The sequence below is a fragment of the Olavius algarvensis spirochete endosymbiont genome, from assembly GCA_900608495.1.
GTDB lineage: Bacteria > Spirochaetota > Spirochaetia > DSM-2461 > DSM-2461 > UBA2779.
Genome location: UWYT01000113.1, coordinates 24,782 through 47,510 on the forward strand (window position 1 = coordinate 24,782; position 22,729 = coordinate 47,510).

21 protein-coding genes are annotated in these 22,729 nt (G+C 45.9%); 8 read left to right on the forward strand and 13 right to left on the reverse strand.

Annotated elements, in window-relative coordinates; translation table 11 throughout:
• Positions 1-13: 13 nt before the first annotated feature.
• Both thrC and S1OALGB6SA_RS02965 read right to left on the reverse strand, forming a co-directional pair.
• Positions 14-1,312, reverse strand: a complete 1,299-nt coding sequence (thrC, locus tag S1OALGB6SA_RS02960; RefSeq protein WP_124032510.1) for a threonine synthase — start codon at positions 1,310-1,312, stop codon at positions 14-16.
• Complete coding sequence (locus S1OALGB6SA_RS02965; RefSeq protein WP_230204384.1) at positions 1,309-2,751, reverse strand: aspartate kinase; 1,443 nt, start codon at positions 2,749-2,751, stop codon at positions 1,309-1,311. The genes thrC and S1OALGB6SA_RS02965 overlap by 4 nt, the downstream gene beginning before the upstream one ends.
• A 44-nt stretch (positions 2,752-2,795) precedes the next feature.
• Here S1OALGB6SA_RS02965 and murA point away from each other — a divergent pair, with 44 nt between their 5' ends.
• The gene (gene murA, locus S1OALGB6SA_RS02970) at positions 2,796-4,082 is read left to right on the forward strand and encodes a UDP-N-acetylglucosamine 1-carboxyvinyltransferase (RefSeq protein WP_037562459.1); all 1,287 of its coding nucleotides are present in this window, start codon (positions 2,796-2,798) and stop codon (positions 4,080-4,082) included.
• Here the strand turns inward: murA and S1OALGB6SA_RS02975 are convergent, their stop codons facing one another.
• Positions 4,083-4,637: an STAS domain-containing protein gene (locus tag S1OALGB6SA_RS02975; protein ID WP_037562473.1), complete on the reverse strand. Its 555-nt coding sequence runs from the start codon at positions 4,635-4,637 to the stop codon at positions 4,083-4,085. It abuts the gene before it with no gap.
• A 170-nt stretch (positions 4,638-4,807) separates the two neighbouring features.
• Between S1OALGB6SA_RS02975 and S1OALGB6SA_RS02980 the strand changes: the two genes are divergently transcribed.
• Positions 4,808-5,245 (forward strand): hypothetical protein, encoded by a 438-nt coding sequence (locus tag S1OALGB6SA_RS02980; RefSeq protein WP_037562460.1) that lies wholly within the window; start codon positions 4,808-4,810, stop codon positions 5,243-5,245.
• 106 nt (positions 5,246-5,351) lie between these two features.
• On the opposite strand, the gene S1OALGB6SA_RS02985 is transcribed toward S1OALGB6SA_RS02980, so the two are convergent.
• The 3 genes from S1OALGB6SA_RS02985 to S1OALGB6SA_RS02995 all read right to left on the reverse strand — a co-directional run bounded on the left by S1OALGB6SA_RS02985 (position 5,352) and on the right by S1OALGB6SA_RS02995 (position 8,205).
• On the reverse strand, positions 5,352-5,795 hold the full coding sequence (locus S1OALGB6SA_RS02985; protein WP_124032511.1) for an FxsA family protein: 444 nt from the start codon (positions 5,793-5,795) through the stop codon (positions 5,352-5,354).
• A gap of 31 nt (positions 5,796-5,826) precedes the next feature.
• Positions 5,827-6,573 (reverse strand): WecB/TagA/CpsF family glycosyltransferase, encoded by a 747-nt coding sequence (locus S1OALGB6SA_RS02990; RefSeq protein WP_230204385.1) that lies wholly within the window; start codon positions 6,571-6,573, stop codon positions 5,827-5,829.
• Positions 6,574-6,801: 228 nt separating this feature from the next.
• Complete coding sequence (locus tag S1OALGB6SA_RS02995) at positions 6,802-8,205, reverse strand: S41 family peptidase (protein WP_052080070.1); 1,404 nt, start codon at positions 8,203-8,205, stop codon at positions 6,802-6,804.
• Between the two features lie 242 nt (positions 8,206-8,447).
• On the opposite strand from S1OALGB6SA_RS02995, the gene S1OALGB6SA_RS03000 reads away from it, so the two are divergent.
• A complete protein-coding gene (locus S1OALGB6SA_RS03000; RefSeq protein ID WP_052080071.1) occupies positions 8,448-9,035 on the forward strand; it encodes a diacylglycerol/polyprenol kinase family protein in 588 nt (195 codons plus the stop codon).
• Between the two features lie 52 nt (positions 9,036-9,087).
• On the opposite strand, the gene S1OALGB6SA_RS03005 is transcribed toward S1OALGB6SA_RS03000, so the two are convergent.
• A complete protein-coding gene (locus S1OALGB6SA_RS03005) occupies positions 9,088-9,891 on the reverse strand; it encodes a hypothetical protein (protein ID WP_124032512.1) in 804 nt (267 codons plus the stop codon).
• A gap of 146 nt (positions 9,892-10,037) precedes the next feature.
• On the opposite strand from S1OALGB6SA_RS03005, the gene S1OALGB6SA_RS03010 reads away from it, so the two are divergent.
• From S1OALGB6SA_RS03010 to S1OALGB6SA_RS03020, 3 genes are read left to right on the forward strand one after another with little or no spacing between them, the layout of a single operon-like run.
• Positions 10,038-10,733 (forward strand): DUF2259 domain-containing protein, encoded by a 696-nt coding sequence (locus S1OALGB6SA_RS03010; RefSeq protein ID WP_037562466.1) that lies wholly within the window; start codon positions 10,038-10,040, stop codon positions 10,731-10,733.
• A gap of 32 nt (positions 10,734-10,765) precedes the next feature.
• Positions 10,766-12,496, forward strand: coding sequence for a proline--tRNA ligase (locus tag S1OALGB6SA_RS03015; protein ID WP_037562468.1), 1,731 nt, complete (start codon positions 10,766-10,768; stop codon positions 12,494-12,496).
• A 39-nt stretch (positions 12,497-12,535) separates the two neighbouring features.
• The gene (locus S1OALGB6SA_RS03020) at positions 12,536-13,189 is read left to right on the forward strand and encodes a hypothetical protein (RefSeq protein WP_124032513.1); all 654 of its coding nucleotides are present in this window, start codon (positions 12,536-12,538) and stop codon (positions 13,187-13,189) included.
• Positions 13,190-13,251: 62 nt separating this feature from the next.
• Here the strand turns inward: S1OALGB6SA_RS03020 and S1OALGB6SA_RS03025 are convergent, their stop codons facing one another.
• The 5 genes from S1OALGB6SA_RS03025 to S1OALGB6SA_RS03040 all read right to left on the reverse strand — a co-directional run bounded on the left by S1OALGB6SA_RS03025 (position 13,252) and on the right by S1OALGB6SA_RS03040 (position 20,572).
• The gene (locus tag S1OALGB6SA_RS03025) at positions 13,252-14,490 is read right to left on the reverse strand and encodes a cation:dicarboxylate symporter family transporter (protein ID WP_037562470.1); all 1,239 of its coding nucleotides are present in this window, start codon (positions 14,488-14,490) and stop codon (positions 13,252-13,254) included.
• Between the two features lie 11 nt (positions 14,491-14,501).
• Positions 14,502-15,164, reverse strand: coding sequence for a Rossmann-fold NAD(P)-binding domain-containing protein (locus tag S1OALGB6SA_RS03030; protein WP_037562471.1), 663 nt, complete (start codon positions 15,162-15,164; stop codon positions 14,502-14,504).
• Positions 15,165-15,316: 152 nt separating this feature from the next.
• Positions 15,317-18,640 (reverse strand): alpha-amylase family protein, encoded by a 3,324-nt coding sequence (locus S1OALGB6SA_RS03035; protein WP_124032514.1) that lies wholly within the window; start codon positions 18,638-18,640, stop codon positions 15,317-15,319.
• 130 nt (positions 18,641-18,770) lie between these two features.
• Complete coding sequence (locus tag S1OALGB6SA_RS10080; RefSeq protein WP_195910264.1) at positions 18,771-18,911, reverse strand: hypothetical protein; 141 nt, start codon at positions 18,909-18,911, stop codon at positions 18,771-18,773.
• Positions 18,912-19,306: 395 nt separating this feature from the next.
• On the reverse strand, positions 19,307-20,572 hold the full coding sequence (locus S1OALGB6SA_RS03040; protein WP_124032515.1) for a diaminopimelate decarboxylase: 1,266 nt from the start codon (positions 20,570-20,572) through the stop codon (positions 19,307-19,309).
• A gap of 328 nt (positions 20,573-20,900) precedes the next feature.
• Between S1OALGB6SA_RS03040 and S1OALGB6SA_RS03045 the strand changes: the two genes are divergently transcribed.
• Complete coding sequence (locus S1OALGB6SA_RS03045; RefSeq protein WP_124032516.1) at positions 20,901-21,629, forward strand: 1-(5-phosphoribosyl)-5-[(5-phosphoribosylamino)methylideneamino]imidazole-4-carboxamide isomerase; 729 nt, start codon at positions 20,901-20,903, stop codon at positions 21,627-21,629.
• On the forward strand, positions 21,626-22,273 hold the full coding sequence (gene hisE / locus S1OALGB6SA_RS03050; RefSeq protein WP_124032517.1) for a phosphoribosyl-ATP diphosphatase: 648 nt from the start codon (positions 21,626-21,628) through the stop codon (positions 22,271-22,273). Before S1OALGB6SA_RS03045 ends, hisE begins: the two co-directional genes overlap by 4 nt.
• A 6-nt stretch (positions 22,274-22,279) precedes the next feature.
• Here hisE and S1OALGB6SA_RS03055 read toward each other — a convergent pair whose 3' ends face one another.
• Positions 22,280-22,723, reverse strand: a complete 444-nt coding sequence (locus S1OALGB6SA_RS03055) for a hypothetical protein (RefSeq protein ID WP_124032518.1) — start codon at positions 22,721-22,723, stop codon at positions 22,280-22,282.
• Positions 22,724-22,729: the final 6 nt, after the last annotated feature.

Below are 22,729 nucleotides of genomic sequence, written 5' to 3' on the forward strand. Positions count from 1 at the left end.
AAATGTTATGAAGTTAGTTGAAATTTTGTATAAGCCATTCTGCTAAATCCTCGTCACAAGCATTAATACAGTGAGCAATTTTTTTTCTCTGCATTATATCAGCGGATGATTTCGGGAGATTCGGAACAATCCCAGTAGCCCTTTTGACGGTGTCAAGAAATTTTGCGGGATGAGCAGTTGACAATACTAAAACCTGTGAGTTTGGGTATTGTTCTTTGAATAACTCGGCGGCCTTCCATCCGACAGCGGTATGTGGGCAGCAAAGATATCCGTGATTTTGATATACTTTGGATATTGTTTTCAGTACCGTCTCGTCATCGATAGACCAGGCTTTGATATGTTGTCGAAAAATGTCGATATTTCCGGAAAAGAGTTTTTCCAAACGTTCATAATTACTTGGTGAACCCACATCCATAGCGTTTGAATAGGTGGGTACTGATGGTTTTGGTCGATATTTTCCGGTTAGCAGGAATTCCGGGACAACGTCGTTGGCATTCGTGGCAGCGACGAACCCCCCAGTTGGCAAGCCCCAGGCCTCCGCATATAAACCCGCAGTCAAATTGCCGAAATTGCCGCTTGGTACCACAAAAGTTGGATCACCCTTGTCCCTCATTTGAATCCATGCCCAAATATAATAAAAGGATTGTGGGAATAAACGTCCAATATTGATGGAATTAGCCGAAGTGAGAGGAAGCTTTTTAAGCTTGGGGTTGTTAAAAGCCGCCTTAGCCAATCTTTGACAATCGTCGAACTCACCGCGTACTTCGAGAGCAAATACATTTCCGCCAGTTGTTGTAAGTTGCTTCTCCTGGAAAGGGCTTATTCGTCCTGATGGATAGAGAATAACAACATCAATGTTGGCCTTTTTATGAAAGGCATGAGCAACCGCACCACCGGTATCCCCGCTCGTTGCCGTTAGGATGATAGCGCGACGCTCCTGTTTCCCAAGTAGAAGGTTCATTGCGGAAGCCAAAAAGGAAGCACCGAAATCTTTGAATGCCAAGCTCGGGCCATGAAAAAGCTCTAATATGGAAATATCATCACTAAGTTTTTTGAGTACGGGACGGAAGTTAAAAGCGTCTTGGACAATTTTCCCTGCGATTACAGGATCGATTTCGGGACTAAGCAGAGCCGATGTGAAATTCGATGCTAGTTCGTTAAATGGAATTTCACCCGGCAAATTCCAGAAGAAATCGCTCAGATTCGGCATATATTCCGGGTAATAGAGCGCTCCGTCTGGTGCTAGACCCGTAAGTATTGCCTCAGTGAAACTGACAGGTTTTTCGGGCGAAAGTGTGCTTACAAATCTCATTCCAGAAAAGCCTTGTGAATGGCGAGTATTGCGTCGATTTCATCTTTGTTAGAGATAACAATGGAAATGTTTAGCTCCGTTGATCCCTGGGCAATAGCCAGTATATTGACATCTGCCTTGCCAAGCGAGTTGAAAAGCTTGCCGCAAATACCAATTTGCCCGCGCATATTGTCACCAATAATGGCTATTATTTCCAGTGCATCGGTTATTTTTACACTGCGGATAATACGAGAGGAGATAGCATCACTCAAATCTTTTTTCAAATTTTTTAGAGCTTTGTGAGCATCCTCATATCGGAGTATCAGGCATACACTGTGCTCTGACGAAGCTTGAGAAATCATAATAATATTTGCACCTGAGTTGGATATTGAAGAAAAAATTTGATTAATGATGCCGGGCATACCTATCATATCGCCACCTTCAATGGTAATCATGGAAACATTGTCGATTGAGGCTATTCCCGTAATCGGTTGATTTTTGCGGGAGACATTTTTTGCTATTCGCGTGCCGGGAGCGGATGGGTTGAGAGTGTTTTTTATGTAAACTGGTATTTTCTTTTCAATTACCGGTAACAAAGTATATGGATGAATTACTTCAGCCCCAAAGAAGGACATCTCCATGGCCTCCTGGAAACTGATTTCTTCTATTACCCAGGCCGTTGAGACAATTCGTGGATCGGCGGTGAAAACACCGTCTACATCAGTCCATATTTCCACAGAAGAGGCATTTAATGCAGCTCCAAGCAGACTTGCGGTATAATCGCTGCCGTTTCTTCCAAGAGTGGTAGCAATTCCATTAGCCGTGGAAGATATAAACCCGGTAACAACACGTATTATATTGTTTTTCTTCAATCGCTTGCGTACAAGCTGGGCCGTAGTTTCAAAATCCACGGTAGCCCGCCCATATCTATTGTCGGTTCTGATAATGGTTCGTGCATCCACCATCTCAGCTCTGGCATGATCAGATGAAATATAAGCGGCGATAATCAGACAACTCAACCGCTCACCAAAGCCCGAAATCAGATCGTTGGTGCGAGGTGAGCATTCTTTAATCAAAAAAACACCTCGAAGCACATCTTCGAGTTCTTTAAATAGCGGATTCAACGAGCCACATATTTCAGAATGAATCGTTTTTTGGGAGAACAGAGTATCGGCGGCTTCATAGTGTATTCTCATCATATCCTTAAGAATACTCTTGTACGATGAATCCCCTTTTCCTGCAGTGCTTGCAGCACGTATGAGCGCATCCGTAACACCTTTCATAGCCGATACGACTACAACTGGCTTATCCTCTTCCAGTTTGGATTTTGATATAACAATATTAGCAACATTTCTAATTCTATCAGCGTTGGCGACAGAACTCCCACCGAACTTCATTATTTGCATGGGAAGTATAATAACGAAATAATCGAGATATTTGCTATATGCTATATTTCCCATTTTGCTATTGACCGGAAAACTTTCTCGAATATAGCCTACAAGCCATGCCTCAATATGTAATTAAGGGTGGTTTTCCCGTATACGGTCGCCTTAGAGCAAGCGGCAACAAAAATGCTGCTTTGCCTTGTCTCGCCGCAACGTTACTGACAGATGGAATTGTTACATTAACCAATATACCGGACATTGAGGATGTTCAAGTGATGTTGGAAATTCTTAGATTGCTCGGTGCCAAAGTTGAGAAGAAAGATAAGAATGCATGGGAAGTATGCTGTGCGGAGGTAAAAAACAGAAAAATACCGAAAAAGGTAGCGATAAAAGTGCGGGCCGCAATACTATTTGCGGGGCCTATGTTAAGTCGCCTGGGAAAAGTGACTATGCCACCGCCCGGGGGAGATGTTATCGGGCGACGCAGATTAGATACACACTTTCTTGCATTGAAAGATCTTGGAGCTTCTGTAGAGATAAATAGTGAATATGTGATTAGCGCAAACAAACTGGTAGGCTGCAATTTGTTTCTTGATGAGGCCTCGGTTACGGCCACCGAAAACGTTCTTATGGCCGCGGTAAAAGCCCGCGGGGAGACAATTATAAGGAATGCGGCAAGTGAACCTCATGTTCAAGATTTATGTCACCTCTTGAATGGTATGGGGGGAAAAATAGAAGGTATTGGATCGAATGTTCTGCGCATACAGGGTGTATCTTCTCTTGGCGGATGTGAATTTCGAATTGGCGCTGACTTCATGGAGGTTGGTTCTTTCATCGGCCTGGCAGCCGCAACGGGGGGGAGTCTGATCATTGACGATGCCGACCCGGAACACATGAAGATGTGCAGGATTGCCTTTGGAAAGCTGGGGATTAACTGGGATGTTGTTGGTAATAGTATTCATATTCCTGCCGAACAGGATATGAAAGTTGTTCGGGATATGGGAGGAATGATTCCCCAGATTGATGATGCGCCCTGGCCAGGATTTCCACCAGATCTTTCGAGTATAGTGACTGTGGTTGCCACCCAGGTTGATGGAACGGTTTTGATACACGAGAAAATGTTCGAGTCGCGAATGTTTTTTGTGGATAAACTAATTGCCATGGGGGCTGGAATTATCCTATGCGATCCGCACAGGGCCGTTGTTACGGGACCCAGTCAACTTCGGGCTGCTGAACTTACGTCGCCAGATGTCCGAGCGGGAATGGCTATGCTTATCGCTGCGCTGGCTGCAGATGGGACAAGCATCATCAGGAATGTATACCAAATAGAAAGAGGATACGAAAATCTCTGCGAACGTCTAAGTGCAATAGGAGCGCACATAACCCGCGTGAACGATGGTGAATAGTTATCCCAAAAAGACTTGAGCTGAGTTATCGATTGCCAGGACTGTCTTACACTCGCTGCAACGGAAGCGACCGGCCCTGACGGCTTTCAATTTTTTTGAGCAAATGGGACAGCGAAATATCTTCGGAAATACGTTGCCCACTTCCAAGACGCTCTTAGAGCCAAAAAATGAGACAGCATCATCCAGATTATCCTTGATGTTGAAAAACTGACTGAAACCCAGAAGCTGAAAAACTTCGTAGACTTTCGGTTGAATCTCCAGAAGCACCAATTCTCCATCTCGTGGTTTCACAGTCTTCAGGAAGTGAGTGAAGGATCCTATCCCTGTACTTGATACATATGTGAGGTTGCCACAATGGAAAATAAGCTTCTTATAACCCGAATCAATGGCCTTCATTACACGTTTCTGAAATAGATTTGAATTGTAAGTATCAATGTATCCAGCCATATAGAGGACAAGACAACCCTTGACAGAATCTATTCTTTGCAAGCGAATCTTCAAGCTATCGTCAGTTTCTATATCAAACCCGCTTACTATTTCATCATTATTAGGCATATGCATCCCGCATCTCACGGAGTTTTCCATGTATTGTATGAGATATCAGTTTTTTTGTCAAACTCAGTTTTCCCACGCGTGTTTTCTCACAGCAAAAAACTAACCTGACTATCTTTTCTGCGAGTTGAGTTCGAAAAGATAAAGGTGTATTATTGTATCGGGGATTTCCTATGAAAACGTTAATAATAAACATTCTCGCAATAGTTCCAGTGCTGGGCTGGGGGCAGACTTTCGAAAAAACTGTTGATTTCAATATCGATTTATCTTCCCTTTCCAGTGCCGAAGTTGTTCGCGAAGTTGTAAACGATGGCCGTGTGATAATAATTGAGGGTCTGTTGCGTGATATAACAGTAGAAGAAACTAATGAGGAAACCATTTTATGGATAACACTAATCGGAGGAGAGTGGATTGGGACTTCCGAAGTTCGTGCATATACCTGTCGCGTTCAAGTTAGAGGGGATCAGGAGGCTTTTACAGGAATTGCACAGGAAAGCCCCGGACACATTGTGCCTGGTAACCGAATGCTAGTTGCTGCAAGGGTGATGGGAATAAATACCGAAGATCAGGTTGCAGAATTGGAAATGGTGGACTACAGAGTTTTTGAATAAAGTAATATGGCGTCCAGGTATCGCACTTATCGGGGAGGTAGTTTGATAGTTGGTTTTTTAGCAGGGCTGGAAGTAGCGCAAAAAAAAGCAAGTCCGATATGTGAAGTTAGTTCAAGCGTAGGTATTCATATGCGGCTTGCCAGCTTATTCCCATGAAACGAGCAAGTTTTGCGCCCATTTTGATGCTTGAAAAGCGCATAATCAAAGTGATTCCAAGCAGAGTGTTGATGATGCCCGGCACAATGAAGAATACTGAAGCGATAAGAGCACAGAAATAACGCGAAAACGCTTCTTCATCGAATAGACCTTGAGCCGCCGAATTCATTACTGCTTCAATCCGTGATTGCACCAAAGCATAAGACAAAAGGACACCTGCGCCGGTAATCAACGATAAAACAGCCATGGTAGTCCATAAGCCCAGAAGTAAGGAGAGCATCAGGATGCATAGGATATCAATAAGAAAAACAAAGCCAAGAATTGAGCATATTGCAAGTATTTGCCCTGTAAAACGTGAGTTTGCTGAAGCAAAAAACAAATGAAAATTGAACACTAAGCCAGCCCACTGGTGCAATAACAAATCATTATTTCTTGACAAACTTATTGATTAGCACCAATAAAAAAAACAGCATACACAGAAGAAATCTCAATATGATGCGCCATGGTTGAACCAGAGTTCCGAAAAATGACTTCACAAAACGTGCCCCAAGGCTATAATTGGGCTTGGAGTGTCTACCCGAAAAAACACCAAAGCAAGAACTCTCCCAAATACTCAAGCCCGGTGAAAAATAACCTCTCCGTCGTGCCAGCCACAGGTGCTTCCCCTTGAGATTGCTCCCAGCCAGCAGCAATGTGGGTGAGGATTTCTTTATCGCCTCAAGAATGTCATTTTCAATGCTCGAGGGGAAACGGGCAGCATGTCGCCCGACAATTCTAAGCCCCGGGAACGTCGTCTTCAGGGCAAACTCTGCCTTCAGGACACCTTCCATGGTGGAACCCAGCAGATACACCGATTTATTCTTTTTTTCAAGTATCCAAAGGAGCTTGATAATAAAAGGATATGGACGACGAAGAGGAGGACGAGTCAATTTCAGAAAACCGGCTGCCCAGGTTATTAATGATGAAACAGGGATTACGTAAGCGGCCTGTGCAATCGCCTGTCTATGATAACGCATAAACTTTGCCCGCATCAAATCGTAAAAGCTCAGCAAAATAATCTGTCGATGATCTTCTAGCGCATACAGACTCTCGATAGCATCAGACAATGATGCTTCGTCGATTACATCTACCGGAATACCCAGGATTCGAATCCTAATCACACCGGCTGCCATTTGCTTTCTCCCCATTGTCAACCTCGACTTGTTTCCACGCGTAATATGATAATTGGCAAACACCATAATTTCCCGGCACGTCCAGAGTTTGAAAGATTGCCTCAAGACTAACCATTATAGTCAGTTTTCCTTCCAGGATGGCAAATCTTCTTGCTCGTTTGTTCCGAATCTCTGTTCATGGAGAAGATGGCTGCGCCATGCTTATGAAAAATCACGCAAGCCTGCAGTCTATTGATTGTTGTTCAGGGAATCTATCGCTCGAATTAGAACTGAATCAAACTCCAAATCAACCACCGGTGGGACATTCAACCGTCTCTCGCCTTCTCTTTTAATCATTAGCCTCAAAATTCTTTCACCAGGATCCAGGCCTTCAGAACGCATATCGCTGATAAAGGTATTAATCTGCCTCACACTTGGAGATGGATGTTCATCGATAAATGAAGCAATTCGATTCTCCTGCAATATTTTGGCGTAAGCCTCGAGTTGTGTCTCACTAAGTTCTGGTTCAGTAACGACAATATCTGGGATTATACCCATTTTATCGATGTTGATACCGTTGGGTGTATAATACCTGCCAGTGGTGAATTTAATCGCAAAGTCGTCTAAAGGGACGATTTGCTGAATAGATCCCTTACCAAAAGACTTCTCACCGATAATGATGGCTCGGTCCCTATCTTTCAGTGCACCCGTCAGAATTTCCGAGGCCGATGCCGATCCTCTATCTATCAAAACCACCATCTCAGTGTTTGATGGAACAACCTTGTCCTCGTTAGCTCTGTGGGTTTTATTCAAATGGGTCTGCCGGTATCTTGTACTCACAATTACACCACCTGAGAAGAACAAATCGGCAACGTCCACTACAGAAGCAAGCAATCCGCCGGGATTGCTTCGCACATCGATGATAAGCTTATCAACACCCTCCGAAGTGAATTCAGTAAGTTTTTCCTTAACTCGAGATTCTGTAAAAGGTGTGAATTCGATAATTCTCAAATAACCGATATTCTCATCGATTAAGGTAGTCTTCACGGTAGGTATTTCTATTTCGGCTCTTGTCAAGGTGACATCGAAGGTAAAACTGTCATCTCGAAACAATGTTACAACCACTTTGCTGCCCGGTTCACCACGGAGGCGTTTGGAAACATCTTGAGTTGTAAAACCCTCGGCTGATTCTCCTTCGATAGCAAAAATATAGTCACCGGCATTTATTCCAGCCCTCCATCCAGGAGTATCTTCGATGGGGGCCACCACCTTCACATAAGGACGACGCCCGTTTGGGTTTTCTTCATCGAAGCGATCTTTACTTATATAGAGGCCAACACCACCATATTTCCCCTTAGTTGTATCATCAATCTGTACCAAAGTCTCTGCGTCAAGATACAGAGAATAAGGATCGTTGAGTTCGGAAAGCATTCCCTGCATAGCCCCGTTGAACAGAATGTCGGGATCCACTTCATCAACATAGTTGTTTTGGATTATATGAAGGGCTGCTTCCAGGTTTCTGATGTAGTCTTTATCTCTTCGGCGCCCATCTGTTTGCGCGGATGCCACTGGAGATAGCAGCAAGGCTGCTGTAATCAATAGAGAAACTGTGATAACTGATATCCACAAAGTGCGCTCTAGTTTTCTTTTCATGGTATTTCCTTCCCATAGTTGTCAAATTTTCAGCCGCCTCCAGCACATGCCGGAACAGGAGAAAACTCAACATCATAACAATCATACTATAGCAAGGGCCTTTGAAAAAACAGCTTTATGATCGAAAACCGTTGCACGGTAAGAGAAAATCCCTGTTATTGGGAAGCGACAAGAGCAACCTTTTCGTTTTTTATGAAAAATTTGATACCATTTGGGCTTGCTTGGATCTAAAATGAACCAGGATGAATTTGAAAAGGCATGTAATCCCACAACAAGCCTTTGCGAAAGAGCTTATAAGAAAGGGCATTCATTTAACGATTGTGATTGTACCCACTCTGGCTAAATGGAATTTTCATTTAACCGTTGCAATAGTTTCATTGGGGATAATTATTTACACTGTAAATGAGAGCGCCCGAATTCGTGGTGTAAGCGATGGGATTATTTCGTTGGTGACTGAGATAGCATCCAGACCAACAGAATGCGGGTTTGTCTGGGGACCCGTAACACTGGGTATGGGAACTCTAGCTGCACTTCTCTACTATCCGGAGCCTGCCGCGACTATTGGGATATATGCTCTGGCCTTTGGCGATGGGATTGCCAGCTTTGCAATGCCTTTCAAAAAGCATATCAATACTGGGCAAAAGATATTATTGGAGTCTTTTTTTTGCTTCATGGGCGTTTTTGTGAGCACGTATATCGTGTTGGAAAATCTGCGTCTTGCACTTATCTCGGCTACCGTGGCGACTGGTTTGGAAATAATACCGGTGCAAGATGTGGACAATCTCATCATACCGCTTGGTACAGGCCTAGCGCTCATCCTGGTGATGTAGAAAATTCTGAGCTAGCTGTACGCAACGGTTATGCCGGGATTAGCGATGGGAACTATAGCCATTGGTAAATTTTTTGCACCGTCCAGGCGGAGAAGAACACACCTGCGACTAAGAGAACAGCACCCGGAATCAGTAGAGGTTTTGAAAGGAAGAAAGTCAAATCCATACCAGCTACAACAAGTAAAAGGGCCCCCGAAAGCAAATAGTAATAAGGATTACCTTGCATTATTGCCGTTCCAAGTAGTCCCAGGACTATCAGAAGTTCCATTGAAACTATGACTAGAGCGAGAGCAGTTTCTATTCCCGAACGAATTAGGAGATTGCCTAGGGGTTGGGTAATGTCAAATGGCATTGTTGCGGCGATGAAGATTGCGATTAGGAATTCCATACCCAAAACCAGCCCAGAATGTCGCAGAGATATGTCCCCAAAGAAAACACTTATGTTGAGGAGTGATAAAATGCCGAAAAAACGGGCAAACCATGCGAGTCTTGTTGCAGTTAAACTCCATGAAAGCTCCAGGGAACCAACTGATACCAGCGATAGAAGTATGCGTGGGGCTTGAAAAGGCAAGGTTAGTATGAAGAAGCGCATAAAAAACATTTCCGGAGAAGGGCTGTGTCCGAAGCGACGACGCAGCACTAATTCGCAAAATAGGGAAAAAATGGATAAAAACGCGATGCCATGTAAAGCCCAGGGAAGACTTGATGGCGTCGCGACTCGCCATATCGACCACCATAGAGCCGTTAGCTTGGGAATTTCATAGTCCCAGAATAACTGGCTTCTATACCAGGCTATAAGTGCTAAGCCGGCGGCTAAGGTTACAATGAGTGAAGGAATAAGAAGTATATTAAACAAATTTCGCCGCAAGTTCAGTGTCATCGGAAGTTAAGATGACATAAACAGCAACGCTTAAGCTATGGGATTGTGAGGCAAAAAGTACTGAAGGCAAAAAAATTTATAACGACGCTGAATTGTGACGATTAAAAAGGCGAGGTTCCATAATGAAAGCAGTGTTTGCAATTCTGCTGTTCACATTGAGTATTCCGTTTGTTATGGCTGGCGAACTGGCGATCTTGGAGAATTTGGGCTTCAGCGAGGATGCGAGGTACTTCATGTTCGGGCAGCACATGTTGCAAAATGACACAGGTCAGGCCTACGCCGAAATAGGTGTTGTTGAAGTCCCGAAGAACGAATTCGTGCCGGAGGGATGGAAGAAAGGCAGCTGGAAAGTAAACCCGAATCAGAATTCCAGGGGTGCTCTTTATGAGCTGCTCGGTGCTTCGCGTGGTTTGAAAGAACGCTATGGAGTATACCATCTAAGACAGGGGCGGCTGCTATATACGAGAAATAATGACGATGAAACTTTGAGAGGGGAAAAGGACGAGATGGCCGGAACGCCTGCTCTTCGTTTCAGAGATTTTGAACGAGGTCTTGAATTTGTTGTAACACTGCATATGGGAAATGGAGAGACCTCCCGGGGGGCATCGTTTTATATCGAATTGACAACCACTGATTCGAATGGAGCGATTGCAGAATACAGGGTGGGTCAGAAGGGTTATATGCGTCCCGGTGTAGTTTCATATCGAATAGATAGAATTTGGTGTTCCTCCGATGGGCGTTCGCTGGTTCTAGCCGTAGCAAAGGAGGATGAAGATTCTTCGATTAGCTACATGGTGGAAACGCTCCTGCTCAGATAGGCACATTTTTGGCAACTTCTCGGAGAGAATCAATGCGATTAGCTAGGGTGTTTTCCCGTACTTCCAAGGAAATTCCTAAGGATGCTCAGATTTCCAGCCACAGACTCATGTTTCGCGCTGGGATGATTCAGCAGCTTTCCAGTGGGATTTATAGTTATCTTCCCTTGGCATTGCGCAGTATCAGGAAGATTGAGAAAATTATCAGGGAAGAACTCGATGCCCGTGGGTATGAAGAAATTCTGATGCCGGCAGTTATCCCCGCAAATCTTTGGCAAGAAACTGATCGCTGGAACCTATATGGCGATCTTTTACTTCGTTTCAAGGACAGGAAGGGTAATGATTACTGTATGGGACCAACCCACGAGGAGGTGATTACTGATGTAGTAAGGCGCAATTTGCGTTCGTGGAAGCAACTGCCCATATGTCTATATCAGATACAGGGGAAATTTCGAGACGAATTTCGCCCCCGCTTTGGTTTGATGCGTGGCCGGGAATTTATAATGAAAGACGCTTATAGCTTCGATGCTGATGAGAAAAGCGCGAAGGTGTCGTATCAACGCATGTATGAGGCTTATACCGCAATTTTTTCCCGATGCGGGGTTAGAATCCGAGTGGTGGATGCGAACACAGGAGAGATCGGTGGTGATTTGAGCCATGAATTTCAGGTTTTGGCGAGCTCGGGAGAAGATATCCTCCTAATCTGTGATTATTGTGAATATGCCGCAAATATCGAGAAGGCGGAGACACACAAACCATCTGTGGTTGTGGAGGATTTCAAGCCCCTGGAAGCAGTTGCGACACCGGGGCAGAAATCTATTGAAGAAGTCTCTTCCTTTCTTGGAGTTCCCCCGAAGTGTTTTTTGAAGTGCCTGATTTATGAAACTGATAATAGACTGATTGCGGTGCTTATTCCCGGGGATCGCAAAGTAAACGAAATCAAATTGCGAACTGCTGTAGAAGCAAGGGAATTGCGATTAGCCTCTAATTCGATAGTGGAGGAAAGTGTGGGCACTCAGCCTGGGTATGTTGGGCCGTTGGGGCTTCCCGATGGAATTCAGCTCTTGGCGGATTATTCGGTTCAGGCGGGGAGCAACTGGGTTTGTGGAGCAAATAGTGATGACAAGCATAATTTGAATGTCAACTTTGGACGCGATTTTGAGGTGGATAACTTAGCCGATGTAACCTTTGCCGTCGCGGGTGATTTGTGCCCCAAATGCCGCAAGGGTAAATTGGAGGAAGCCCGTGGAGTTGAGGTTGGCCAAGTTTTTTACTTAGGGGATAAGTATTCGAAACTCATGAAATGTACATTTCTTGATAAGAATGGCGATTTACAGCCTGCTCTAATGGGCTGCTATGGCATTGGAGTTGGCAGAACTTTAGCTGCCACTGTCGAACAGAGTCATGATGAATTCGGAATAATCTGGCCGGTTTCGCTAGCTCCATGGGAGGTAGTGATTCTTCCCTTGCAACTAAGCAATAGCTTCTTGCTGGAAACAGCCGAAAGTATGTACAAGGAGCTTGGAGAGGCGGGTATCGAGGTTGTACTCGATGATCGCAATGAACGAGCGGGATTCAAGTTTAAGGATGCGGATTTAATAGGCTACCCAATTCAGGTGATTCTTGGACCGCATTCAGTATCTGCGGGCATGGCTGAAATAAAATTTCGAGCTAGCGGGGAAAGGGTGGAAATGGTTTTTAATGAGGTGGTGGATAGTGTCAGCGCGTGGATACTGGATAGACGTCATGGTGATTTTGTGCGGTGACGTTTTGATGGAAACCAGGATAGCAGCTATATTGTCACAATGAACAAAAAACTATCGATAGTTTTGATTATAATGCTGCTTGCAAGCGCGGCGCATGGATTTGAAGTGAAGTCCATTGATGCCGGTATGGCTTTTGCCTGGCGGTTTAACGCAAAGCTTGATTCCTCACCCGGAGGGAAACAGCCCTCTATTGTGCTGCTCAGCCCAGGCGTAGCTGTGAACATCGATTTTGATGAAGCACCTGACGGTGTATATTTTCGCCCCGGCGCATGGTTAACCTGGGTTCCGGAAGAAATTCACAAGGGTGTTGCCCGTTCGAGCAGCCAGGAACGAGCGGGACATATGAAGATATTTGGCTTCATTAGTGAATTACATTTTGGTTATGTTTTTAAGATTAAGAAATTTGATATCGGCTTTCAGGGAGGGCCCTCTGTTCACATAAGAATCCCAGCAGGGAGAGCGAAGAATAGCACTGCCAAATCAAGTGAATTCTGGAGAGCCTACTATGGAAAAGCTCAGTTCATCCACCTGGGAATCAATTCCTGGATGGCGGTTCCCTTAGAGGATATGGACTTTGTCTTTGGCATCAATTGTATGCTTCCCATTTCCAATCTGTGGTCTGGGGCACAGCTTGCTCATGGGATGCAAATCGCACTTACTGGCGCACTTAGATTTCAGCTGAAAGGAATTTAGTTGAGGTTCGGAATTGATTTAGAGCCTTAGCTTATCTTGAGGAGAGTTCGACCCCTACCCGACTAGAAATTTACTCCAATTATGGAATTGGGGTTCAGCATGTCTTTTTCGCAGCGACGGTTAATCAGAACAAGCATAATGGCTCCAATGGCCGAATCCAGAACAGAGCCCAACATGGCTAGCAAGGGGAAAATTGGGGCCAGTATCAGCCAGCCTTCGTCAAGTCCTCGACCGTAGAGCGAGCAGAGCAGGGTGAGTGCCGCCACAATTCCCCAATTGGGATTTGCCGGGAGCGCGAACGAAATTAGAAAAGAAAACAGGGCAACCCATGCGACTTGGAAGTGTGTGATTCCCAAGCTTGAGTAAGATCGAATCACTGTCAACATACATATTGCGGAAAGCATCGCGGTGCCGGCGCGGGCGAACATCAGATACAGAGGCGCGATGAACGCGGCGTTGTGTCGAGGGATATGGAGATTATTCTTGAGGTGCAATGTGAGATTGCCGTAGTTGAACATCGGAGAACCTGAAACAAAACAGCTAAGCAAGGCCCCTGCCAAACCCGCCATCACCTTCCATGAGTAGCCTCGTCCCAGTATCGCTCGCATGACAAGGGGGCATATTACGCCGACTAAGAGAATACAAATTGCGAAAATAGTGGCAAGTAGCGGCAGAAAACTTGTGAAATCCATGATTTGTTTGGATTTTATAAGCGTGGCAGCCACGAAAAGAGCCAGCATTACCGGCATCAGTATCATCAGATGCCTATTGATTTTATAGAGCAAACGGGCGATCGAGTCAAAAAGATTGAATGTGGGCTCCGCGATCATCCTGTCGTAGTACATGTACCAACCCAGAATGAATGCTGGAACAACCAGGGGTAGAAGAGACGAGGGATTGCCGACAAATATCCGAAAACTGTTCTGGTTAAATATCTCGTGCAAAATTTCCTTCAGATTATAGGTGATGATATCTGGAGCTGTGCCCTGGATAATCGATAGTCGGCCGAAATCGAACACCCACGCAATAAACGTCCCCAAAAGGGTTAGCAAGAGCGATGTGATAATTGCGTAGTAAATCGAATAACGGAAAACTTGACCAAACTTCCTTATGCGTCTGAGTTTTGTTACAGCAACTGGAAGTGAGAAAAAGATGAGCGGGAACACAATGTAGCGGCCGATGTGCAGGCACATATCCACAATGGATTGCAAAGCATCCACTAATGAATCACTTGGTTTTAAAAGGAGACCGGCACCGATACCGAATGAGATTCCCAAAAGGTATTGATAAGGAGTTTTCATGCTTTATTCCTTCAATCAGGAGTATCTAGTATGGACGAACCGCCGAAGAATCGGCGGTTATCGGCATATTTGTACCAGCGTCCTTTCAGTTTCATTGGCTTGCTGCTTCCGAGTTCAATGATTTTAGTGGCGAAATCGTCAGCGTTTGTGGATTTGCTTATGAAGGCACAGGCCCATAAATCGAGTTTGACTTCTCGTATCAACGAGGTGGAAAAACCTGTAAATGCGCCGTGAGCCAGCGAATCGAGCGGGCCCGGCAATGTGCCACTTTGATGAGGAAGAACCATCCCAAGGAATCCGCCGGAACCTTCCAATAGCGGCAAAAGTTCCCGCACCAAGGCAATGCTTCCCTTTATGGATTGCTCTAATACTGTCTCGATATCATTGCTTCCAACTTCAGAGAAATTCCGAAAAAGAGGAGGGGCCTGGTGCAGAATCCAGCCGGAATCGATTCGTCCGTATCGACGCAGAGCCTCTCGAACAACTGCCTTGGTGGAGAACCAAGATGAACGATTCCAGGTTAACACGCACAGATTATCTCTACTGGTTTCGTTTGCCTTCGTTGCTGTTCCCGCAACTGGCGCGATGACTTGCGAGCCTCTTGCAAGCAATTTTTCTATTAATTTTCGACCGGTTAGTGTTTCGCTGCCGGAGACTAGCGCCACTTCGTTCATGAGCGTAGTCTACTTTCCGCTAGACGAACGGTCAATCTCAGAGAGGCGGAACGGAATCTGCGTGCGGGATTTCTCCTCAATTAACAGCGGAAACCGAAATGGAATCTGTTGATTTGTAGCGTTACTATAGTGAGATTGGGGGAACTTTCGTTTTAGCGGCAAGCGTCAAGAAGGGAGGCCACTCGATAACCGGCGCGTCTGTGGGCCTTGCGCCATTTGCGGAGTATTCGGCGTAGCGGACGCGAACCTATGCTGGAATCAACCCTCGCACTTAGAAGTATTGATCGGACGGAAAGCTCCCATCCTTCCTTGTTATACCAAAGCGTGTTGTTCCAGAAATTTATCCCGCAGCTTTCACGAACGATTGGATTAGAGATAAGTTCCGATAGGGCCTCAAGAGGGTGAGTGTTTTTGAAACTACCGAAAGCGAGGGCCGTTCTTAGGGCTTGAATAAGGGAGGAGTTATCCTGGGCAAATGGTAACTGGCTAAGAAAATTTTCCAACCCCCATTCGCACCAGATTCCCTGCTCCGATTCAGAGAAGGAGTTCAAAAGATATTGCAGAGAGACAAGCAGGCTCCAAAGGCCAAGATAGGTAGCCTCATCGTAGGAAACGGAGGTGAAACGGCGAAGTCTGCGCGACGGGGCGTTAAAGAAGCGTAGCGACTTGGCAGAACGTTTAAGGCGGTTATTCGCGAGCTGGACACAATTACTAATCTCGCGTCTCCTTGAATTGGTGTTTTGTCGGTATATTTTGGCGAGATTTGCTAGCAATGCTTCCGTGTCGTCGTCCAGAGATGGAGTCCTTGTTTTGCGTAAGGCACTGGCGAGGGCGGTGATTCTATCCTGAGATAGTAATTCCCGGAGTATGGTGTGAATAGGTTGAAGGCGAATTTCTTCCAAAGCTGCATCTGGATTTATGATGCCGCCACTTCCCAGTTTGGCTGCCAGGTTATTCCAAAGATTGCCATGCCTTTCCTGCTCCACTCGGAAATCCATGAAAACTTGCCGACCGAAGCCGTCCAGCATTATATGTAATCCCTCAGCCTTTATATCCTTCACCGATCGTAGATACCAGAGATTCGAAAAATGCTCATGCATCAATAACCAGAAGTCGTCCGAAAGTTCGCTCACGCCCAGGCTATTTGCGAGTTGAAAGCTCTGCAGTTTGTCTTCAAGGTTTATCTGAACCGAATAATTGATTTGTCCGCTAGCCCTTGAATAGGAATTATTAACTAAAACCAGAACACGCTGCTGTCCATTGGAATTGGTGAAGGCAAATAGATTTTCATTGTTTTCACTGTCATTGTGCAAGTTGTATAGGCGAAAGGAAGAAGCACCGGAGAATAGCGACCTTCTTGCCAGCAAGGGGAAAATTTCCCGTTCATGTCGGGATATTAAATGGACATTGGGTGCTTCTTCGTTGTAAGCGCGTACATATTCCATTCCATACTTTTCCGTGAAACCTTCAATTTGACCGTGTCCGAACATGGGGAGCCCGGGCAGGGTGGCAAGGAGAGTGCACACGGCAAAATATCTGTCATCGTCGCCGAATTGCCCGATGGCAGTCTCCTCATCGGGGTTGTTCATGAAATTCACGAAACGCTGGAGAATTCGAGGGTCGAACATGAGAGTTTCTTTTATTATGTCCCGGTATTCTTTATTTTTTTGGTCGCGCAGCATGTTCATGAACGCGGAATTATATACGCGGTGCATTCCAAGTGTGCGCACGAAGTAACCTTCCATCATCCAAAAGGCTTCAGCGAGAAGCAGAGTGCCTGGCGCTTCAATGGCGACTCTATCAACCACTTCTCTCCAGAATTCACAGGGCATTGCGGCCATGAATTCGTTATCGGAGAGAGCATGCTCTGAGCGGGACGGGATGGCCCCGCCCGAACCGGGAGCCGGATACCAGAGGCGACGAATATGCTTCCGAGCTAAAACCATGGCCGCATCGAATCGAATTATCGGGAAATTTCGAGCGACATGCAGTATGTCTTGAATAACCGCTTCACGCGCTTCGGGATTCAGGAAATCGATTTGAGCGGTATCGTTCCATGGCATTGTTGTGCCGTCGTTGCCATGATAAATATAGCAAACTTGGCCATTGTTATTATCTGTTCTTTTAAATACCACTGCGGCATCGCGTTTATCCCAGTAATGATCTTCCAGGCGTATGTCCATCGCGGGGTTGTCAGACAGGTTGTCGGAATTGAAACTGTAATCGGGGTAAGGACACTCGTTTACACTTATTAATCGGTTTGGAAAATTTTTCACCCAGTCTGAGTTTATCCCGACATGGTTGGGAACCATATCGCTTGATAGTCGAATACCGCGCATTTCCACTCTATTCTTGAGATTTTCCAGAGCGGGCCAGCCGCCCAGCTCTTCGGCGATATTGTATCCATTTAGGGAATAAGCTGAAGCCGCGGCCTCGGGGTTGCCCATTCTCTTCTTGATTTCTTGGCTTGCGCTGCTACGCTGCCACAGTCCGATAAGCCATAGTGCGTTGAAATTCCTTGAGGCAAGGATATCCAGTTCTTCGTCGGGAATCTCGTTTAGGGTTTGCATTGGGCGCTCATACTTTTTTGACAGTTGGTTGAGCCAAACAAGGATATTCTTAGCGAGGAGAACTACGTGTGGCATCCAATCGTCGTCGTTGCTGAATCGTGCCACCCCGTTTAATTCGGTATATACCGGGCGCTCGTTAGAGTCTGGGCCTCCGAAGCGAAGGCGTTTTTCTTCTTCCATCATGTCGAGTGTGCCGATTAGAGCGGGCATCCACCCGGGGGAAAGAGTTTCGAGCAGCGTTCCCCAGTGCGTCAAGATATAATTTATCTGGTCTTTTACCGAATATGGCGCGCACTTTACCGGTTTTTTCAAGGTGGCCAGGGGAGGTAGAAATTCTGGTTTCTGCGGTAGGGCGTCTGAGTCGACCTCTTCCAGGATATTCCATAAGGCCGTGAGTGTTTCATCCCCGGTCGACTCAGGCGCGATGAAGAGTTTTCCAAATGGAATGAAGGCCGGGTTGTTTGCCGACATCGAGATTAGCGTCCAACATCGCAGGAGTCTTTCGTTTAGAACATCGAGAGCGAGCTTGTCTGACGAAGGAGCAATGTCGATTTGCGTATTCAAGAAGCTCCGCTCAATTTTCCTAATCGCCTTGTCCCATACCGCGGGCGCAGTTTTTACCGCTACTGCGGCCAGGGTTGTTTTTTCATAGGGCATAGGCCCCTTGGCGTAATACTCCAGGAGGAGGCGCCAGGCGCTCAGTATATAAGCTGCCCCGAAAAAATCGGAAGCTGCAGGCATCAAGCTGTCATCAATGTTCGCATAGAGAGTTGCCAGCTCACGCGCTTGCCTTCGCGATTCAATTTGAAGATACCCAAGGGAATCATAACGGGTAATCGGTAAACCCAACCTTTCCTTTGCGTGACGACTAATTGGCATTGAAGGGATCATTGGTTTTTTGTTCATCTTGAATCCTCAGTTTCGTATAGTCAGCTCTTTCGCGAGTATAGAGTATTTTGACGGTTTTCGATATTGGAAATATACGATGGGGGACCCCATGAGTTTTTTTCAAACAATGGTTTCACATGAATATCACTCATTTCTCGATATTTTTTCCCATTTGTTTATTTCGAGCTCCAATTTCCGCGGCTTGTTCGCGGTTTTCAGTCTCTATCCTAAGCTCAATTCCAGGTTCTGCGAAGCAAAGAACAATTGCGATTCCACCACGCTTACTCACGAATGGAGCCAGTATTCGAAATCACATCATCCAATTTCAATGACCGTGCGGGGGCCAGTGTCAAGACAACAGGAGCATACAGAGTAATCCGCTTGCCAGTGATCGATGAAATCCCTTCCCATAAGTTAGTGCGATGTATTCAATCGATTGGGATGGTAGCGATATGAACCGGCAAAGTGCGATGGTTGAATACGGAAAGTCTCATGAAAACACTCCCCTTTCCAGAAGAGGCAAGTAAGAATTGAGATTCAAGGGTTCGATAAGAACACATCGTGCAGATAAAGGCGGGCAAATCAGCGTCGCCATTTCGTTCTTTGTCCACCCAATAGTTTAGATTTCCGCTTTGGTGAGCATAGCAATTAACGCATGCTCCTGAGGTTTTCGGTTGGAAGGTCTCACAACCCCGGGAAGGTCAGGGTAGCAAAATAGTCTTTCAGATTCTCTTTTCGCCGAATTTCTCTTACTTTGCCGTCCTGGCCGAGCAGCAGCTCAGCCGGGCGGAGCTTGCCATTATAGTTAAAACCCATCGCTCTTCCATGGGCTCCGGCATCATGAATCACCAAAATATCTCCCCTTTCAATTTTCGGAAGGGATCTGTCAATCGCGAATTTATCATTGTTCTCACAAAGGCTTCCAACCACATCATAGTTTTTATGTACTTCCGTTTTACCCAATACTGTGATGTGATGATAAGCTCCGTACATGCCTGGACGCATCAAGTCTGCCATGCAGGCATCAATCCCGATATACTCCTTGTAAATATGTTTTTCATGAATTGCGCGAGTTACTAGACATCCATAGGGGCCGGTTACAACGCGACCGCATTCAAATAGGATAATTGGTGGTTTAAGCACGCTATTTACAATATACTCGGTGTAAAGCTTCTTAATGCCGTTCGAAATTGCTTCTAGATTAACCGTCTTGTCGCCGGGTCGATAAGGAATTCCAATTCCACCGCCAAAATTGATGAAGTCGATAGCAACTCCAGATTTCTCTGAGACTTCATAGAGCAGATTGAACAGCATATCCGCTGTTTCCAAGAAATAATCCACATCGAGTTCGTTGGAGGCCACCATTGTATGAATCCCGAAGCGCTTCACACCCCATTCAAGCGCCATACGATAGGCCTCAATCATTTGTTCCCTTGTAAGCCCGTATTTTGCCTCTTCGGGCTTTCCTATAAAAGCGTTTCCTTTCTTCGCCGGCCCCGGGTTGTACCGAAAAGAAAGTGTATCCGGCATCCCAATTCTCTTCAAATCTCGCAGATGCGTAATATCATCCAGATTAATCACACCGCCCAACTCTATCGCCTTCTCAAATTCTGCAATAGGTGTGTTGTTCGATGAGAAAAACAGTCTATCACCTACAATTCCCACTGCTTCCGAAAGTACCAACTCGGCCATAGACGAACAGTCGGCCCCCATTCCCTCCGCTCCCAGAATCTCCAAGATATAAGGATTGGGGCATGCCTTCACCGCAAAGTGATTTCTAAAACCGCGAGGAGCCCAGTCAAAAGCCTTTGCAAAGCGCCTGGCCATCGTTCGAATTGCCTTTTCATCGTAAATATAAAAAGGTGTGGGAATTTCCAGAGTCACATCTCTTAAGAGTTTTTCATCGAATGGAAGCACTTTCTCACCAGTCTTCTCGAGGTTCAAAGACATAGCGACGAATTCCCTGCAGTCCGGTATCCAGTCATATTCCCAATAATAAGCTGTTATACAAGCAAAAGGCTAGTTGGATGAAAACAAAATGGCCATGTCGCCCCCTTTGTGAGATACGGAAGCTGATCGACCGTGTTATCCAATCCGGATTTCGAATTTTCACTTCATCTCCGCCCCTTAAGCTTCGTTGCGGCTTATACTGCTGTCTTAGAATCGACTAACTAAATGAGGAAATCAGGGATGTTATTACCTCAACAAACAAAGGGCACTCGTTTTTCATCCCTGGCAAAACTTCCGTCTATCATAACTACACACTATAATACATACCATGTTAGCCATTCCGGCAATCGACCTGTTAGGTGGTCGATGCGTGCGTCTCAAACAAGGTAGATACGACAGCGTGAAAGTTTATAGAGAGAAGCCCGATGAAATAGCCGCGCAATACGCGGCGGCCGGCGCCAGGCGTTTACACATAGTCGATTTAGATGCAGCCCGAGGCAGTGGCGACAATCAAACAGCGATAAGGAAGATTAGAAAAGCCTTTCCAGGAATCATCAATCTTGGTGGCGGAATCCGCAGTCTTGAAATCGCTCGGCGGGTATTGAAAATAGGAATAGACCTGCTCGTCGTCGGCACTGCTTTGGTAAAAACCCCGAAGCTGGTCTCGAAATGGGCAGATATTCTGGGTTCTGTACTCATTGCTGGACTTGATGCCGAAAGAGGCATTATAAAGATTTCCGGTTGGCGGGAAGACTCTGCCATTCGCGCTGCCAAGCTGGCCGCTCGTATCAAAGGCCTCGGGCTAATGGAAATAATCTACACCGACATATCCAGAGATGGCATGCTAGGAGGGCCGAACATTCAAGAAAGCATCACGATTGCCGAAAACTCCGGCCTGCCTCTGATTATATCTGGCGGGATAGGTGATTTGACTCATCTACAAGCCATAGTCGACACGGCCCCCGCCGGTATTTCCGGAGTAATACTGGGTAAGGCCCTTTTCGAAGGCAGATTCCTCCTCGAAGACGCAATCAAGCTTATGGGGAACCAAGAATGAACATACTTGAACAAGATCCCGCCTGGCCACTGCTAGTCCGCATCGAAGGACAGAAGCAGGCAGCGGCGCTCATGAACAGTAAGGCTTATCAGAAAAGCATTGAAACCAACTATCCCTGGATACTCCATCCCGAAACAAAAAGAATACTCCCCTGGCCCGGAGAGCCAGGAATAATCACACTGCGCCGCTCCTGCGGATTTTATGAACTCAGCCTGCCGGAAGATGCAGATATCCGGCCATATGGCAACAGCAAACCTCAAGACATCAGTTTCAACGGAGTGGAGTCCGGCAATCCAGTTTCCCTTGCCTCCGATATAAAAAAAACACCGAACCCAGAACGGAAGGGTTCCCTGATTACCCGCGGAGTCAGGCAAAGCAATTCCCTAAGCTGGCTTACCGAACTCATCGCTGAACGTCGTAGAAACATGCCAGAAGGATCTTACACCACGCATCTTTTTTCCAAGGGTCCAGAGAAAATCCGCAAAAAAATCGGCGAGGAAGTCGTCGAAGTACTGCTTGCCCGTGATTCTGCACAAATGGTGAGCGAGATTTCCGATTTGGTATATCATCTATGCGTTTTACTTGAAGCTTCCGGCCTTAGCTGGCATCAGGTAGAGAAAGAACTCGAAAGGAGGCATAAATAGGAAAAACTATCTAGGCAAGCTTCCAACAAAAGCCTCCGCATCTCCATTCGTCTCGAAATTCATCCATTCCAGCTCCCCCGACTCATCCCGCCATGCAAGCTCAACAAACGGCGGCTTCTGAAAAAATTTCAGCAGACCACCTTTTTTCGACCGCATCCGGAAAATCTCAATTCTCTCGATTGGAATCTCGATAATCTCATCCCTGGTTCGGCTCTTTCCTCGTTGCCCTGTCGAAAAAAGCTTCATCAGCCAGTTATCCGATTTAAAGGTTTGAAAATATAGAGCCTTTGAAGTCGTGTAGAAAAGCCCCCACAGAGGAAAAGAATTGCTTTTCCTAATCACCTGCCCCAGCGTCTTCCCAAGTATTGGCAGTCCCAATTCCTCTTCCCGCGTCTTCCAGAATTCATCCGCTCCAACATTGTCATTTTTATTGAAAAACATACCGGCCAAGCAGAA